Origin of the sequence: Roseburia intestinalis L1-82, assembly GCF_900537995.1 — a bacterium.
In the GTDB taxonomy this organism is placed as follows: Bacteria; Bacillota; Clostridia; order Lachnospirales; family Lachnospiraceae; genus Roseburia; species Roseburia intestinalis.
This window is the reverse complement of record NZ_LR027880.1, coordinates 1,135,899-1,153,541: the sequence shown is the minus strand read 5'-3', so window position 1 is coordinate 1,153,541 and position 17,643 is coordinate 1,135,899. Positions and strand designations below refer to the sequence as shown.

General features: G+C 43.5%; 14 protein-coding genes. 1 reads left to right on the top strand and 13 read right to left on the bottom strand.

Annotated elements, in window-relative coordinates; all coding sequences use genetic code 11:
* Positions 1–38: 38 nt before the first annotated feature.
* From RIL182_RS05485 to truA, 4 genes are all read right to left on the bottom strand, one after another.
* The gene (locus RIL182_RS05485) at positions 39–983 is read right to left on the bottom strand and encodes an alpha/beta fold hydrolase (RefSeq protein ID WP_022112265.1); all 945 of its coding nucleotides are present in this window, start codon (positions 981–983) and stop codon (positions 39–41) included.
* Between the two features lie 80 nt (positions 984–1,063).
* Entirely contained in the window at positions 1,064–1,984 is a 921-nt protein-coding gene (locus RIL182_RS05480; RefSeq protein ID WP_006855621.1) for a methyl-accepting chemotaxis protein, read from the bottom strand.
* A gap of 13 nt (positions 1,985–1,997) precedes the next feature.
* Positions 1,998–3,755, bottom strand: coding sequence for a single-stranded-DNA-specific exonuclease RecJ (recJ, locus tag RIL182_RS05475; RefSeq protein WP_006855622.1), 1,758 nt, complete (start codon positions 3,753–3,755; stop codon positions 1,998–2,000).
* The gene (gene truA / locus RIL182_RS05470) at positions 3,730–4,485 is read right to left on the bottom strand and encodes a tRNA pseudouridine(38-40) synthase TruA (RefSeq protein ID WP_006855623.1); all 756 of its coding nucleotides are present in this window, start codon (positions 4,483–4,485) and stop codon (positions 3,730–3,732) included. The genes recJ and truA overlap by 26 nt, the downstream gene beginning before the upstream one ends.
* 223 nt (positions 4,486–4,708) lie before the next feature.
* Between truA and RIL182_RS05465 the strand changes: the two genes are divergently transcribed.
* Complete coding sequence (locus tag RIL182_RS05465; RefSeq protein WP_044998502.1) at positions 4,709–5,968, top strand: peptidoglycan-binding protein; 1,260 nt, start codon at positions 4,709–4,711, stop codon at positions 5,966–5,968.
* Positions 5,969–6,093: 125 nt separating this feature from the next.
* On the opposite strand, the gene glmS is transcribed toward RIL182_RS05465, so the two are convergent.
* The 9 genes from glmS to RIL182_RS05415 form a co-directional block, all read right to left on the bottom strand.
* Positions 6,094–7,914: a glutamine--fructose-6-phosphate transaminase (isomerizing) gene (gene glmS, locus RIL182_RS05460; RefSeq protein WP_006855625.1), complete on the bottom strand. Its 1,821-nt coding sequence runs from the start codon at positions 7,912–7,914 to the stop codon at positions 6,094–6,096.
* A 533-nt stretch (positions 7,915–8,447) separates the two neighbouring features.
* Positions 8,448–9,089: a DUF6553 family protein gene (locus RIL182_RS05450; RefSeq protein ID WP_006855627.1), complete on the bottom strand. Its 642-nt coding sequence runs from the start codon at positions 9,087–9,089 to the stop codon at positions 8,448–8,450.
* A complete protein-coding gene (locus RIL182_RS05445) occupies positions 9,090–10,145 on the bottom strand; it encodes a galactose ABC transporter substrate-binding protein (protein ID WP_283833943.1) in 1,056 nt (351 codons plus the stop codon).
* Positions 10,146–10,217: 72 nt separating this feature from the next.
* The gene (locus tag RIL182_RS05440; protein ID WP_243128736.1) at positions 10,218–11,162 is read right to left on the bottom strand and encodes a substrate-binding domain-containing protein; all 945 of its coding nucleotides are present in this window, start codon (positions 11,160–11,162) and stop codon (positions 10,218–10,220) included.
* 32 nt (positions 11,163–11,194) lie between these two features.
* The gene (locus tag RIL182_RS05435; protein ID WP_006855630.1) at positions 11,195–13,036 is read right to left on the bottom strand and encodes a sensor histidine kinase; all 1,842 of its coding nucleotides are present in this window, start codon (positions 13,034–13,036) and stop codon (positions 11,195–11,197) included.
* On the bottom strand, positions 13,033–14,634 hold the full coding sequence (locus RIL182_RS05430; protein WP_006855631.1) for a response regulator: 1,602 nt from the start codon (positions 14,632–14,634) through the stop codon (positions 13,033–13,035). Before RIL182_RS05430 ends, RIL182_RS05435 begins: the two co-directional genes overlap by 4 nt.
* 55 nt (positions 14,635–14,689) lie before the next feature.
* Complete coding sequence (locus tag RIL182_RS05425) at positions 14,690–15,001, bottom strand: hypothetical protein (protein WP_015561254.1); 312 nt, start codon at positions 14,999–15,001, stop codon at positions 14,690–14,692.
* A gap of 105 nt (positions 15,002–15,106) precedes the next feature.
* Positions 15,107–16,096 carry a galactose/methyl galactoside ABC transporter permease MglC gene (locus RIL182_RS05420; protein ID WP_006855633.1) on the bottom strand — a complete coding sequence of 330 codons (990 nt, stop codon included), beginning with the start codon at positions 16,094–16,096 and terminating at the stop codon, positions 15,107–15,109.
* A gap of 20 nt (positions 16,097–16,116) precedes the next feature.
* Positions 16,117–17,625 (bottom strand): sugar ABC transporter ATP-binding protein, encoded by a 1,509-nt coding sequence (locus RIL182_RS05415; RefSeq protein ID WP_006855634.1) that lies wholly within the window; start codon positions 17,623–17,625, stop codon positions 16,117–16,119.
* Between the last annotated feature and the right edge of the window lie 18 nt (positions 17,626–17,643).

Genomic DNA, 17,643 nt, shown 5'->3' with positions numbered 1-17,643 from the left:
CTGCTTTATATTTTATGCAGGTAAATCTATCTTATATTTTATATCTGCGCAATTCTGACACTCATCCATGCACAGATATCCGCATAAACCTGATCGCGGTCTGTCTCATTTAATATCTCATGACGGTCTGTCTCATACAAACGGTAGGTCAGATCATCCACACCCGCATCTTTGTACATATGATAAACTTTTTTTACCCCTTCACCGAGGTCACCAACCGGGTCATCTGCCCCGGAAACCATGAAAACCGGCAGATCTTTCGGCACTTTTTTTATATTATCCATCTGATTGTCAAAATATACCGCTTCCATCAGCCCATAGTACCCGTTTAATGTAAACAGAAACGTGCAGCGTGGATCACTGTAATATTTTTTGACATGCTCCACATCCTTTGTCAGCCAGCTGTTGGTATAATCTTTTCCATAAAGGTCAAATTTGTGGTATGGCTTGCTGTAGGAAAGTTTCTGCACCAGTTTACTTCTGTAATTCCAGCCACGGAAAAAGGCTAAAAATTTACACAGCGTCATACCAAATTTCATGGTGCCATCCGGCACACACCCAGTTCCCATAATGACCGCTCCACTTAAATTTTCACCATGCAGACACAGATATTTTCGCAGCATATAAGAACCCATGCTGTGTCCCATCATAAAATACGGTATCCCCGGATTCTCTCCCTGAACTGTTGTTCGCAGGCTATGCATATCCGCAACAAGCGTATCACTCGGATTTTCTGCAAAATATCCCCACTCTGTTTCATCTTTTACCGAAGCGCCATGCCCTAAATGATCGTGGCCAACAACCATAAATCCGCGCTCTGTCAGGTACTCTGCGAACTCATGATATCTTTCAATATATTCGATCATGCCGTGCGTGATCTGTAAAATTGCCTTATACTTTCCATCCTCCGGCATCCATTTTACCGCATGGATCTTTGTCGTTCCATTCGCAGATAAATACGTCATCTGTTCTTCTTTTGCCATATAAGTTCTTCCCTCATTTCTATACTGCTCTTTACTATGCCGCTGACTGTTTTGCATGCAGATATTTCATTACAGATTACTTACTCCATATCCAAAAGTGCTTTACATCCATTATAGATCTTTTCCAATTCATCCTCAGCAGATTTTTTTGCATTGATTTCTTCACGCAGTGCTGTAACCTGCACTTTTGCCTCATCCCCGAGTTTTAAGAAATCCTCCCCGGCCTGTTTTATAAAATCCGCAGCCGGTACTGCGTTGCCGGACATGTGCTCCCTTAAAGAAGTCTGTCCATTTTCATATATGGAAAGTTTCTGTGCACTGTCACTGTACAGTTTCATTACCATCGATGTAATACCCGCTTGCATTTCATTGATCTGTGCAGTCTGTTCTTTGATTTCTTTTTGCGCCTCTTCCATCGCGTCGATCTGTTCTGATAATGCCTTTAGTCTTTCTTCATACCGCTGTGCCACATTTTTGATCTCCTCCGCAGCATGAAGGAATTTTTCTCCATTCTCTCCCATTCTTGCTGCTTCGATTGCCGCATTCAATGCAAGCACTCCCATATTTTTTGCATCATCTTCCAGTTCAGCTGTCACATTTCCAAGACCATCCTGCTCTTTCGAAGCACGGTAAAGACTTTCTTCTAACTGTGCACACGGTTCTTTTAACGCCTTGTGCTGTTCAAAAACTTCTTTGATCTTTTCATTCTGCTCTGCCACCTGTCCAATAAAAATGGAATGATTTGCCTCAAAAGATTCCACAGCATTATGTACTTCAACGAATGTACTGTACAGTTCTTTTCCTGTTCTGCAGCTCTCTTCTGCCAGTTCACCCACACATTCTAACTTTTCCTCAAGAATTTCTATATTTTCTTCCATCTGGACACGGGATGCTGTCATCTGCACAGAATCTTCTTTTAATTCATCACTGTATTCTGCAATCTGTTTCTTGATCGTATAGAGTTCGTCCTGCAGTGCCTTCTCTTTCTTTCCACCAAACATATATGTCCTCCATTTACTGATAATTCTTTATCACAATCTGTATGCTTTCATTTCCCTGATACCTGTTTATCTCGGGATAATATACCACAGACATCCGGATTCCATTTGTCCTGCCAAGGAATGCCTGCTGCACTTCATTTTCCCCATATTTTCTTCCATAATATTCCCGGAATTCCTCCACATCTCCAAAATAAACAGCAGATATGGATTTTCCACGTTCAGTCTTAAGTGTCAGTTTTAATACATTCTGATTTTTCCCGACTACAACCGCACGATCGATTCCAAGATTCTTATCCGCAAACTGAGGTTTTACATTTGCTTTCCCGAATGGTTCTAACAACAACAGTTCATTTACCAGCGGAATGTCCGGATAATCGACGGGCATGGGAATATCTATTTTTATCTTAGGAATAAAATCTTCTTCTGTCAAGCCACAGCAGGCATTTATTTTCTCCCTGAAAATCTCTACATTTGCTTCCGGCAGGGAAAGTCCTGCTGCCATCGGATGACCGCCAAATTTTGTAAATAATTCCTGACATTTGCACAGTTCCTCATACATCGAATATGCCTCGATTGAGCGCCCGGAGCCTTTAACCCCATCCTCACTCTTTGTCAGCACAAAAGTCGGTTTATGACACGCCTCCCGGATTCTTCCTGCAATGATTCCTGCAAGACTTTCATGCACATCCGGCAGATAGACAACCAGGACTTTTTCACCCGTATTTCCCTCTTCCACCTGCTGCATGGCAAGTTCTACGCCCTCTGCAGTCATGTCTTTTCGCTGCGCATTCAGATCGACCAGTTCCGCTGCGATCTCCGATGCTTTTTTTACGTCCTCCTGCAGGAAAAGATTTAAGGCAATTTTCGCTGTCTCTAATCGTCCGCTTGCATTGATGCATGGTCCTAACACAAATCCGAAATGATAGGAACTGATCTGTTCCGGCTCTAATTTATTCTGTAAAATCAATGCGCGCATCCCCGGATTCATGGTCGTATGGATCCGCTTTAATCCTTCCCTTACCAGGATTCTGTTCTCATCCGTCAGATCCATCACATCCCCGACCGTCGCAAATGCCACATTTTCCAAAAAATCGTAGGACTCCTCCACCGCAATGTCACATTTTTCATAGAGGATCTGTATCACTTTCCAGGCAACTGCAGCACCGCAGAGATTTTTATACGGATATGTACACTCCATCTGCTTTGGATTTACAATGGCATCCGCCTCACTTCTTTTATAATGGCGTTCTCCCCTCTCCTCCGTATATGGTATTTCATGATGGTCTGTGACAAGAACTGTCATTCCAAGACTTTTAGCGTGCGCGATCTCGCCTATCGCTGCAATTCCATTATCACAGGTAATGATCGTATCAATTCCCGCCTCATCTGCCTGCTCAATCAGATGATCGTTGATTCCGTAACCATCTTTCATCCGGTCCGGTATCTGAAAATCCACACTGCCACCGCAGCGTGTGATTCCTTTGTACAGAATATAAGTCGACATTACCCCATCAATATCGTAGTCGCCTATGACCCTGATCTTTTTCTGTTCACTGATCTTCTGCACCAATATATCCGTCAACCGGTCCGAATCCAAAAGTAAATGAGGATCGTAAAGTTCCCCAATTCCGCCTTTTAAGTATCTTGCGATTGCCTCATCCCCCATAACCTCACGATTCCGGATCAGCCTTGCCGTAACCGGACTTATCCCAAAACGTTTTGCAATTCCTGCAAAATCAGCGCCTTTATTTATTACAAACCATTTTTCCATATATTACCTCAAGCAATGTCAGCCCGCATGCCGGTGCCGTGTATCCTGCTCTTTCCCTGTTTTTTGCCTCTAAGATCTCTGACACATCCTCCGGAGTTCTTCTTCCATCTCCGATCTCGATCAGTGTACCGGTTAAAATGCGCACCATATTCTGTAAAAATCCATTTCCGGTATAATAGATCTGTATCTCTCCCGGCAGTTCTTTGATCTGTATCCGGGAGATCGTCCGAACCGTGGATTTCTTCATTTTTTTATTGCCGCAGAATGATTTAAAATCATGTGTTCCACACAGGTACTCTGCCGCTTTTCTCATGCGGTTTACATCAAGCGGTTCCGTATAATCATAAACATATCTGCGCTCGAATACCTCCGGTATTTTTCCTGTATGGATCCGGTAAAGATAGGTCTTTTCCACTGCCTGATATCTGCTGTGGAAACGCTCATCCACTCTCTTTACTTCACAGACTGCAATATCTTCCGGAAGGTACTGATTCAGATAAAATAAAATTTTATCCTCATCCCATTCCTCTCTCAGATGAAAATTAGCCGTCTGTCCTTTTGCATGCACGCCTGCATCTGTTCTGCCGGAACCGGTAACCTCCACCTGGTATCCTGCCATTTTGCTCAAAACATCCTGTAACTTTCCCTGTATCGTAAGTTCCGCCGGAAGCACCTGCCACCCGCGGTAACGTGTTCCGTCATATTGTAAGATCATTTTATAATTTGCCATATATCTCTGTTACCTTATATCTGATTTTCGGAAAAAATAATGCCACAGATAGTTTTCCTGTGGCAGTACATCAATTATAATTATTATACCTCTGTTTTCGTTAATTGACAAATCATAAACCACATTTTCCCTTCCATTATTTTATAATTCACACAAACAATTTAAACACACCTTTTGACAGACTGCATCATATAATAGAATGAATGAATCTACGAGGTTTTTCATGTCAGATATTGCCTATACACAAAATAATACCGATCAAGGTGAGTTAAAGATCCAGGTAACGGCAAGAAGAAGTAACCGTCCGATCACAAACGCCCGTGTAGCGATCTCCTATTCCGGTGATCCGGACAGTATCGTTGAGGAGGTGAATACAGATGCATCCGGTATGTCCGAACAAATTACGCTTCCTGCGCCTCCGCTTGAATTCTCAATGGAGCCAGGCGAAGAGCAGCCGTTCTCGCAATATAGTATTCAGGTCGATGCTGAAGGATTCCGCCCGTTTACTGTGTCGGGAATTGAACTGTTTTCGAAGCAGCTGTCGCTTCAGGAAGTACGAATGGATGAGGTGGATGCACCGGGGAACCCGGTAGACACGATCGTGATCCCGGTCAATACCCTCTGGGGCGATTTTCCACCGAAAATCGCAGAGTCTGAGATCAAGCCGATCTCCGAGACCGGGGAGATCGTCCTAAGCAGAGTCGTGGTGCCGGAATATGTCGTGGTACATGACGGTCCGCCAAACGATACGACTGCGCGCGATTATTATGTGCGATACAAGGATTACATCAAAAATGTAGCGTCCAGCGAAATCTATTCCACCTGGCCGGATGCGACGCTGCGCGCAAATATCCTTGCAATCATGTCATTTACATTAAACCGGGTGTACACGGAGTGGTACCGGAACAAAGGCTACAGTTTCACGATCACCTCCTCCACCGCCTACGACCAGAAATTTACCTACGGCAGGAACATTTTCCAGAGCATCTCCGACATCGTGGATGAAATGTTCCAGAACTTTTTATCCCGGCCAAACGTCAGCCAGCCAATCTTAACGCAGTACTGCGATGGGGAACGTGTGACCTGCAGCAACTGGCTGAGTCAGTGGGGCAGCAAATACCTGGGTGACCAGAACTATGAGGCAATCGAAATTCTGCGCTACTATTATGGAAACAACATGTACATCAACACGGCAGAAGAAGTATCCGGCATCCCGGCTTCCTGGCCGAGAGTCGACCTTACGATCGGTTCGACCGGCGAAAAAGTGCGTCAGATCCAGGAGGAACTTGCACGGATTTCAAGATCCTATCCGGCGATTCCGACAGTTACACCGGACGGAATCTACGGACCTGCCACAAGAGAGGCTGTCGAGGTCTTCCAGCGTGTCTTCGGTCTGCCGGTCACCGGCGTCATTGACTACCGTACCTGGTATAAAATTTCTGAAATTTATGTGGCAGTGTCGCGCATCGCGGAACTGGTCTAAATGCAAATGGGGGCAGTCACACCAAATACTTTGTGCGGCTTCCCCCAATCTTTTTTTATGCTCAGATACGCGGTCTTTTTCCCCTTTCCGGACACTTTTCCACATATCTTTTTATTTTGCTTCTCTTATTCCACCGTCACTACTTTCGCCAAGTTTCTTGGCTTATCCACGTCAAATCCCTTGTCGGAAGAAACATAATAAGCAAGTAACTGCAGTGCCACGGATGCCGGCATTACCATAAATTCATCCTGCATATCCGGCAGATGGAAGGTATCATATGCACGGTCGATATCTTTTGCAAGACTTTCCTTGATAAAGAGCACGATGTCCGCACCTCTTGACCGTACCTCCTTGATATTTGACAGCTCTTTTGACATTAATTTTTCCTGTGTCACTGCTGCAACGACCGGCGTATCCTGCGTGATGAGTGCGATCGGTCCGTGTTTTAATTCGCCGGACGCATACGCCTCAGAATGAATGTAGGATACCTCCTTTAACTTCAGAGAACCCTCTAACAAAATAGAGTAATCAAGTCCACGGCCGATCATAAACAGATCTTTCGCCTCTAACACCTTGTTGGCAAGTTTATGGATCTCCTGCCGTCCCTCTAACACTTTTTTCATGACATCCGGCGTGCGCTGCAGCTCACGGATAAAACTCTGTGTCTCTTCCTGTGAAAAGACACCGCGAAGCTGTGCCATTTTTGCCACGATCAGATAAAATACAGCAAGCTGTGTCGTGTATGCCTTGGTACTTGCAACGGCGATCTCCGGTCCTGCGTTGGTATAGAGCACATAATCACTCTCACGCGCAATGGAAGATCCTTTTACGTTGATGATGGATAAACATTTCGCTCCACGTTTTTTTGCATACTTGACTGCCTCTAAGGTATCGATCGTCTCACCGGACTGTGAAACTGCGATGACTAATGATTTCTCATCGATGACCGGATCCGAATACATAAACTCGGATGCCATATCGACATCGATGTGCATATGAAGAATCGACTTTATCAGTGCCTGTGCCACAAGACCGGCATGCATAGCAGTTCCACATGCGATAATGTTGACACGCTCACACTGTGTAAAGATCTCATCCGGCACACCGTCTGCCGTAAAGTCCGGCATTCCACTTGTGATGCGGTTTGTGATTGTACGCTCGATCGCATCCGGCTGTTCCATGATCTCTTTTTCCATATAAAACGGATAACCGTTCTTTCCGGCATTATTAAGTTCCCAGTCTACTTCAAGATAGTCCGGCTCCACCTGATTGCCATTGAAATCTTTTAAGACAATGGCATCTTTTGCCAGTTTTAAAATATGATACTCCGGAACAACAAAATAGCGGTTGGTAAAACGGCAGAGTGCTGTCAGGTCAGATGCAAGCATAGCCCCCTCTTTGCAAAGTGTTGCGACGATCGGGCTGACATTTCTGACAGAGTAGATCTCACCCTGATGATCTTCGAATAAGATCACTAATGCAAATGTTCCTTTTAATTTGGAAACTGTCTTTTTGATGGCTTCATCCGGATCACCGGTATAAAACTTATTTAAAAGTGCAGCCACAACCTCACTGTCTGTCTCTGATTTTAAAACACTTTCCAGTTCATAGTCGGCGATCAGCTCTCTGTAATTTTCAATGATGCCATTGTGTACCAGAGTCACTTTTCCAACCTGGTGCGGATGTGCGTTTGTATCATTGACACCGCCGTGTGTTGCCCATCTGGTATGACCAATTCCACACTCTGTGATCAGTTTTTCTGACTCACAAATGGCTCTTAAATCTTTTACTCTTCCCGCACATTTATAAACTTTCGTCTGTTTCAGGCCGGTATCTGCCACAGCAATTCCCGCACTGTCATATCCGCGGTACTCAAGAAGCTCTAACGCATCAAGTAACACTCCTTTTACATCTTCACTACCTGTATAACCAATAATTCCACACATAAATTTTCCTCTTTTCTATCTATCAACTGTTTCCGGCACAATCCCGCCGGTACACTCATTTTTCCTGACCAGTTCCACTGTCAGAAGATCCTCTTCTGACAGCAAAAATATTTTTCAGGTTATCTTCTCCCTTATACCGTATTTGTTTTGCAGTCACCTGCATATTTGCCGGTATATCTCGCACCGGGAGTGTACGGGAGAGCATCCGCCGAATCTTCGATCACTCTCCTCCTCGTTAACCTGCTGATTGAAACACAGGTAATTCCTGAACATATCACAATGTCTGTTCACAGAACCTTCCTATGCATTTTCCACAGGTGCATGGCGCTAATAAGGAGACAACAGACTGCATATCCTTCCGGCAGATCTGCTGTCACATTTATGTATCCGGTATACGGGCGCAAAGACCGCGTATCTGAACATAAAAATAATATACTTTTTATTCAATTTTCAAGGTTCAACATGCTTTACTATACTATGATATGAAAAAAAAGTCCAGTGTTTCCCATCAAAGATGGCCGTTCAGACATTTTTTATTCATGCATCGATTTCCAGACTGATTCCCCATTTGGAATATACTGGCAGAATGCATCCACCATAATACTGCGGAACGGGCGGACCGCCTCTTCGAGTCCGAATGCTGCCGGGTAATCTTTCGTCACAAGATCAATGTCCTGTGCGATCTTTTCTGCAACTGCTGCATCTTTGATCGGCACGATACCAAACAATGTGGAGCAGTACGCCCTGCTTCCGGTACAGGATGCCAGATAGGTATATGCAAAATTTTTCCACTCTTCCTCAAGTATATATCCACAAACATCTTCCACATCAGCATCCTTTTCCACATTTTGTTTCTCATCTGTCCGGATACCGAGCTGCATAAGATATCCACAAAGTTCTTTTTTCTGTCTTTTTTTCTGAAAAAAGGATACACCACCTGCACTGGCTGCCTGTATCATCATCCATGCGCGCAGAAAAAGATCCGCACGTTTTTCTGCCGGATGATCTCCAAAGCGCTTTCTTAAAATCAAAAGGCGTTTTTCATCCAATGCCGGATCTAACTTCTGTTCAATTGCGAGCTGCAGAATGCGTTCACGTTCATTAATATCCTCAATCTCATAATAATGGGCGGGCCATTCCGAAAGATAGTCCACGTTTTCATTATTCAAAAGCATTTACTCTGTATCTCCTTCCATATACGAATCCACATCATCACAGGTCACTCTCGCATAAGGCAGACGGATATATTTTCCATCGATCAGATTCAGATCCGACAGATCACTTCCAGTGGAAAGCTCATATGCAAGATTTAACATTGCATCTGCCTGGCCTTCTTTATCATTATAGACCGTTCCGATCATCTCTTTATTCTTGACCGCCTCTAATCCTACATCAGTCCCATCGATTCCAATGACCGCCGGCCATTCATCCTTTGTAAGACCGGACGCTTTGAGTGCATCAATCGCACCTAGCGCCATATCATCATTATTGGCAATGACCAGTTCAATGCTGTCACCAAACTGTGACATAAGCTGTGCCATTTTCGTCTGCGCCTGTGCACGATTCCAGTTTGCGATCGCATATCCCAGCTTTTCTACTTCCACTCCACTGTCGATCATTGTGCTGACCGAATATTCCGTGCGGACGATAGCATCCTGATGACCGGCTTCGCCCTCCAACACCACATACTGAAAAATCCCGTCTCCGTTTTTATCCAGTGACTGATCGGTCAGAAATGCTTCCGCTGCAAGCTCTCCCTGCATGATACCGGACTCAAATGCCTGCGCTCCGACATAATAAAGCCTCGTCCAGCGCTCTAAATCTTCCTCCACCAGTTCGCGATTGAAAAAAATAACCGGAATATTGTTTTTTTCCGCAAGATCAATGATTGCGGTAGGATCCGTCCTGTCCACCAGATTGACACAGATCACATCGCATCCCTCCGTGATCATGTTTTCAACCTGACTGTTCTGCGTCGACTGGCTTGCCGATGCATTGTAAGTGTCGATATTGATCGCAACACCCGTCTCTTCTTCTTTTTTTGTCGCATAATCATTAAAATCTTTCATCATTTCTGATACAAATGTATCATACTGATCATAAACAGATATGCCGATCTTAATGCTCTTTTTGGCATCTTCCCTGCCGCCGCAGCCGCCAATTACCACACTCATGACTAAAATTCCACCAAAAGCCACGGTCATTTTTTTACTTTTTTTCCATTTCTTCAAGACTTGTTCCCCCATCAACATGTGCCGGACTTTTTCTGCTCCACACATTTACATCTACCCCCCATTTGTATATCACTGCACGATAGGAAATAAAATTTTCTGATTTTCCTCGTCATACAGATTATCTTTTGTGATCGTAAGAAACCCGACTTTTTCTGTTTTTGCCGAAGATAACGGCTCGCGCAGCTGACCCGCGATCGCTGCCGCACTTAAATATCCGATATTGAACTCATTCGGTACGACCAACGCTCCTATCACACCCTTATCCAGATAATACACATTTTTTTCTGAGCAGCCAATTCCATACAGTCCAAATTCTGTCTGTTCCTGCGCCTGCAGATAATCAACAGCCTGTTCCGTTCTGTCATTATCTAATGATACCACGATGTCTACCCTCTTTTTCTCAAGGCACCATTCAAATGTATTATTTACATTGTCTTCATCAGACAGATTCCATAAAATGGATGCCCCGGCAGACTCTATTTTGTCCATAAAACCTTTCAGGCACTGCTGTCCGGCAGTCTGTTTTAAGTTACCGGCAAGAATCCCAATGTCCGTATCTTCAATCTTTTCCCCATAATCCGCAATAACAGCTTCGGCAACTGCCTCCCCCATCTCATAAGACTGCGGCAGAATTGCTGCATACATTCCCTCAGCTTCCACATCCGTTTCCACCAGAATCATCTTATCAGAACCGATTTCCACAGCAGAATCATCCGTATAATTGCTGCTGTCACACATTTCAACGATCACGCCCTTTGCTCCATTATCGATCTCCCTGTGAATGATCTGGTACTCTTCCTCAATACCGGAAAATGCGCCTGTCGAAACCACATTTAAACGGATATGATAATCTTCCGCTCCTCGTTCAAGTCCTTCCCGAAAAGATGTAAATCTGTCACTGCTGCTGTTTTCTACGATCACGGATACCGGATACCATTCCTCATCCTTGCTGCCATCAAGCATCCCATATGTCGCAAACGCAATAAATGCAATGATCACTAAAATCAATGCCATTAAATAGATCAAATTATTTTTTCCGGTCCGCTTCATAGTTGTTTTCTCCCTGACTCTAACCGTTCCTGCTCCTCCGGCGTATAGACGATATACGGCAAATGGATTCTGACTGTGGTTCCCTCATCCGGCTCGCTTTCTATCTCCAGACCATATTCCTCACCGAAACGCAGCCTGATCCGGTTATGTACATTCAAAAGTCCCACACCAGATCCACGTTTGTGTACACGGTTATTTTCCTTCAAAAGCTGTTCCACTTCATCTTCCGGTATTCCAAGTCCGTTATCTCTGACCTCAATATAGATATCATCTTCCCTGCGATATCCATTGACATCAATTTCTCCGTCTCCATCCATACATTCCACGCCATAATAAATCGCATTTTCAAGCAGCGGCTGCACCACCAGTTTTACCGTACAGCACTGCAGGATCTCCGGATCTATATCAAACCGTACCTCAAAAATATTTTTATAGCGTACTTTCTGGATATTCATATAGTTTCTGGCATGTTTCAGCTCATCTTCCACACTGATGACTGTTTTTCCCCTGCTTAAACTGATACGGAAAAGACTCGCTAACTGTGTGATCATAAATACCGCATCCTCATACCGTTCTCCCTCGATCATCCAGACGATCGAGTCAAGTGTATTATACAAAAAATGAGGGTTGATCTGCGACTGAAGCGCATCGAGTTCACTTTTTCTTTTTTCTTCCTGCTCGACCACAATATCCTGCATCAGCTGCCTGATCTGTTCCACCGTGGAACGGAGTGTACACCCTAAATGTTCCACTTCCATAGATCCGCCGATATAGATAGACGGGTTCATATTTCCGGTCTCCCACTCCTTGACCGAATTATTTAATTTTTTCAGCGGCATGGCAATACTTGCAGACACAAGCTGATTTAAAAGGATCACCGCAAGCATAGATACTGTCACTAGCATGATCACAAAATATTTTGTGCCTGTCATTCCCATATCAAAGGAACTCATTGGCACAACACTGACGATCTTCCATCCGGTATAACTGACCGTCTTTACCGTAACAAGGCGTTTTTCCCCCTGGAAAATCTCTTCCGTGCTTCCATCCTCGTACCCTGCTGCCTCGATATTATTCTCCTGATAAAGATCGGTATAGATCAGCTTCTGTCTCGGATGATAAATGATCTCACCCTTTCCGTCGATCAGGTAAACATACTCCGAAGAATTTCCAACATTCGCTTTTTTTAAGATCTGTTCAATACTGTTGTAGTTCATATCGACCAAAAGTACTCCCAGCGTCGATGTTCCATTACTTGTCAGCTCCACGGCACGGCTTAAGGATACGACCCAGTAATAACGGTAAGATGGATCGCCAAACAGATTCTGCACATGCGGTGTCGAAAAATGAAGGTTTTCCATCTGACCGACCGCATCGGTAAACCACTGCTGCTTCACAATATTTACCTGACTTTTTTCATTCGCAACAGGTACTGCTGCCACAAGCTGTCCCTCTCCCGTATAACAGGCAATACTGATCAGGTTATCTTTATTCGCCTCATATAAGAGATTCATTTCTTCATCCATGGTATCACTGGCAAGATCTTTATTCTTGATGACACTGTAATACATAGTATCAGAAATACGGCGCATGTTTCGGAGATAATCCTCAAGGTTGATGGCTGTCTGATTTAAAAGCTGCCCCGTACTCTCAATCGTCATTGCTTCTGCTCTGTTTGAAAACTGCCGGTAAAGTGTGACGCCAAGGAAGGCCATACTACATATGGACAGAATCGTAAACGAAATCGATATCGTCATCTGAATACTGTGCGGTTTTGTCATTTTTCTGATATATGCAGTTAATTCTCTTATTTTATCTTTGATATTTGACAAACTCATTTTCTTTTTTCTGCTTTGTACTTTGAAGGTGACATTCCAAACTGTTTTTTAAATGCGTAACTGAAATAATTCGGATCGGAATAGCCCACTTTTTCTGCAATCACATATGTTTTTTCATCCTGATTCAAAAGCAGATCAAGCGCCTGTTCCATCCGATACTCTGTCAGATAATTGATAAAAGTTTTTCCGGTCTCCTTTTTAAACACGGTAGAAAAGTACGCCGTGCTGACCGAAAGATTTTTACATACACTCTCTACATTGAGTCCTGAATCTGCATAGTGTTCCCTGACATACTCGATCGCTTTTGTGACAAATGATTTCGTCGTGTCCTGTCTGCCATTCTGGATTATCTCCTGCATCTGACGTCCGGTCTTTAGCAGCCAGTTTTCCAGTGCCTCCGGCGATTCCATCTGAAGAACTTCCCGGTAGATATCTCCCGTACCACTGAAAATTTCGTCCAGATTCAGCCCGTTTAATGTACCAAAACGGAAGATTTCCGCAATAAGTTCCGTGATAAATATCTGATATTTCTGCAGTGATGCTCCACGTCCGGAAAGCTGTGTCACGCTTTCTTTGACCGCTTCTTTCAGCGCCTGCTCATCCCCGGTCTTAATCTTTTTTAAAATATTCCCGATTGACTGCTCTTCCCACGGTTCCTCTGCACTGCCCTGCGGATCGATCTCCGCAATATTAATGGCTCTTGTATTTCCATAGATCACACGGTAGGAAACCGCATTGCGCGCCCCCTGATAGGAAGCCGGCAGCTCTGCGATCTCATCACAGACCGGACCGATTCCTGCCGTCACCTTCGCACCGCAGACACGTTTCGCCAGCTTGCAAAACCGATCCATTGCATTGGTATATGCCGTGATTTCTTCCGTTTCTTTTAACTGTGTGATCATAAGGATGTCTCCGAGATAAAAGAATGTGTTCAATCTCCACTTGTCCACAAACTGTTCCTCAGCAAGCTGTTTGACGGACATTCCAAGCAAAAACGGATCGAGTTCAAGCTGTGGATCCGGCGTGCTGATATGTAATATAGTTGCCACATAATATGGTCCGCTCCACGGTATCTGGTATTGTTTCAAATATTTTTCAATCTCAGATGCCGGAATTCTTCCCTCAATCAATGATGTATAAAAGTTTTCCTGCAATACCGGAAGACTCTCCATATAATAAGCGCGCAGTTTTTCGATATTACGTTTTTCATCAAGCTCTCTGTCAAGGTTTGTCCTGATACGCTCAAACACTTCCCGCAGTTCATTGGAATTGATCGGCTTTAAAATGTACTCCTCCGCCTCGATCTTAATTGCCTCTTTTGCATATTCAAATTCATCAAATCCAGAAAAAATAATAATTTTTATTTTCTGATATAGTTCTTTTAATTTCTTGCTTAAGGTCAGTCCGTCCATGTATGGCATTTTGATGTCTGTCATCACAACATCCGGCTGGATTTCCTCTGCCATCTCTAATGCTTCGACGCCATTTCTGGCATACCCGGCAATACGAAACCCCATCGCTTCCCAGTCAAGCTTTTTCATAATGACAGAATATACTTCTTCCTCATCATCCACCAATAATACCGAATATAAATTCATCGTGTTCTATTCTCCATTCCAATATGAAAAAATCATATTTTCACATTTTCTTCCGCTAGTCTCCATATTTTGCATTCATATTATGCCATAAAATTCCAAGGATCACCGTACAGATAATGATCTCTGCCACTGCCACATAGGTGTTCCAGAATAATAAAAGCATCATGACAAGTGTTGCCACTGCAAAAAAGAACATCAGCTTTCCGGCGCATTTTGCATAGTTTTCTTCGTCTTTTACCGGTGGTTTATTCTTTCCTCGGATGGCGGAGATATCTTTCATAAACCATAACCGCATTCCATAATAGATCAAAATCACAAATAAAAGTAATGGTATCCCTGCTGTCTCTAAAATCTGATCTGTTGTCATATAATCCTTGTTTTCCTCCATTTGTTTTACTAAGCAAAAATAACGGCTGGTCTGTAACACCCAGCCGTTATTTTACAGTCCGATATAAGAATTATACCGTATGTTTTATTTTCTTGCTATATATTTTCTGATATCCAGAGAAATTGCTACGAAGATTACAACACCGATTGCGATGTACTGTGCGTTTGCATTCATTCCTAAGTACTGGAGAGCAACCTTCAATAACTCGAATACTGCAACACCGATGATAGCGGATGAAACTTTACCACGACCACCTGTTACGGATACACCACCGATCGTACATGCTGCGATTGCTTCCATTTCGTAACCATACCCGGTCTGAACAGATGCACCACCTGCTTTTGCGCCGAGCATGAATCCTGCAAGACCATACATAGCTGCTGCTTTCATGTAGATTAAGATCAATGTCTTTTTCACCGGAACACCTGCAACCTCTGCTGCCTGTGGGTTACCACCGATTGCGTACATATATTTTCCATGACGTGTCATGTTGAAAATGAACCATGTGATCGCTGCCACAATAATTGCAATCCAGATCAGGTAATTGATTCCGAGAAATTTTTTGTTTGCAACATTGGTATATGCCTCAACATATCCACCAAGAGGTGTTGCGTTTGTAACGATAAGTCCAATACCATAAACGATTTCCATCATTGCTAAGGTTGCAATGAAAGGCGGTACATTTAAGTATGCAATAAAGATACCGGTTACTGTACCAAATGCTGCACAGATGAGCATTGCGATGATCGCTACTAAAACTACGTTCAATGGTTTCATATCCGGGAAGAATTTACCGGAATAATCCAGACGCTGTAACAACATACCGGAAATACATGCACCGAAACCAATCATACGTCCTGCGGAAAGGTCACATCCTGCGGTGATAACACATCCTGCAATACCAAGTGCAATGACAAGTCGTGAACTCATATTCATAAGAATATTCATTAAGTTGTTGCCTGTGAAGAAGTTATTGGATGTCAAACCAGTATAGATTACCAGAATGAACATTACAATAATAACCCCGTTGTTAATCAAAAAATCTTTTACTTTCTGCTGTTTTGTCTTTCCCATTTTCGTCTCCTCCTATCGCATCAGAATCTTGTTGCGTATTCCATAATTTTTGCCTGTGTCATATCTTCCGGTTCCTTCACTTCACCGGTCAGTTTTCCGTTACACATAACACAAATTCTGTCTGACATTCCAAGAAGTTCTGACATCTCGGAAGAAATCATAATGATCGCTTTGCCCTGTTTTGCCAGATCGCACATGATCTCATAAATCTCATGTTTTGCACCTACGTCGATACCACGGGTAGGTTCATCCATGATCAGAACATCCGGGTCATTGGCTAACCATCTTGCAACGATTACTTTCTGCTGGTTACCTCCGGACAGATTGGAAATATGTTCTTTCATGCTCGGAGTCTTGATACTTAATTTTTTAATGCTGCTTGTTACGATCTCATTGATCTTTTTGTGATTTAAAACAAATCCTGCATTCAGATATTTATTGTAGATAGATACACCTACATTATCTTTGATAGACAGGCATCCGAAAATACCGTTTCCTCTTCGATCCTCAGTGATCAGTCCGATTCCGGCATTCATCGCATCGATTGGATGTTTGATCTTTACTTTTTTGCCATGCATATAGATCTCACCGGATGCAATACCACGGATACCGAAGATTCCTTCCATCAATTCTGTTCTCTGTGCACCTACCAGTCCACCAAATCCAAGGATTTCTCCTTTGTGGAGCTGAAAACTTACATTCTGGAATGATTTTGCATGGATGGAGCAAAGATTTTTTACTTCCATAACCACTTCATCACCCGGTTTGTTTTCTCTCGGTGGATATACATTTGTCAGCTCACGGCCAACCATCTTTGTGATGATCTGATCTGTGGTCATCTCTGCTGCCGGCCAGGTTCCAACATATGTACCATCCCGCATGACTGTGATATCATCAGCGATTCGTTTGATCTCATCCATCTTATGTGAAATGTAGACCATTGCCACACCTTTGTCTCTTAAATCATTCATGATGCGGAACAATGCTTCTACTTCATTATCAGAAAGAGATGATGTCGGCTCATCAAAGATGATAACCTTTGCCTGTTGGGAAACTGCCTTTGCAATCTCAACGGACTGCATCTGACCTATGGATAAAGATCCAAGCTGTGCTTTCGGATCAAAGTCCATTTTTACTTCTTTTAACCATTTTGCAGTATCCTCATACATTTTCTTATGATCGATCACTTTTAATGGTCCACACTTTGTCGGGAATCTTCCCAGGTACATATTTTCTGCAACGCTTCTTGCCGGTACCGGCTGCAGTTCCTGATGTACCATGGCAATTCCTTTTTTCATTGCCTCATCCGGGTTATTAATCTCGACTTTTTCTCCGTCCAGAATAATCTCGCCGGCATCCATTTTATAAATACCAAACAGACATTTCATCAGGGTTGATTTTCCTGCACCATTTTCCCCCATCAGTGCATGGACGGTTCCCGGACGGAGTGATAACTGTACATTGTCAAGTGCTTTGACACCGGGGAAAGATTTGCATACACCCCTAAGCTCCAGTTTATACTCAGCCATGTTTCTCCTCCTTTATAT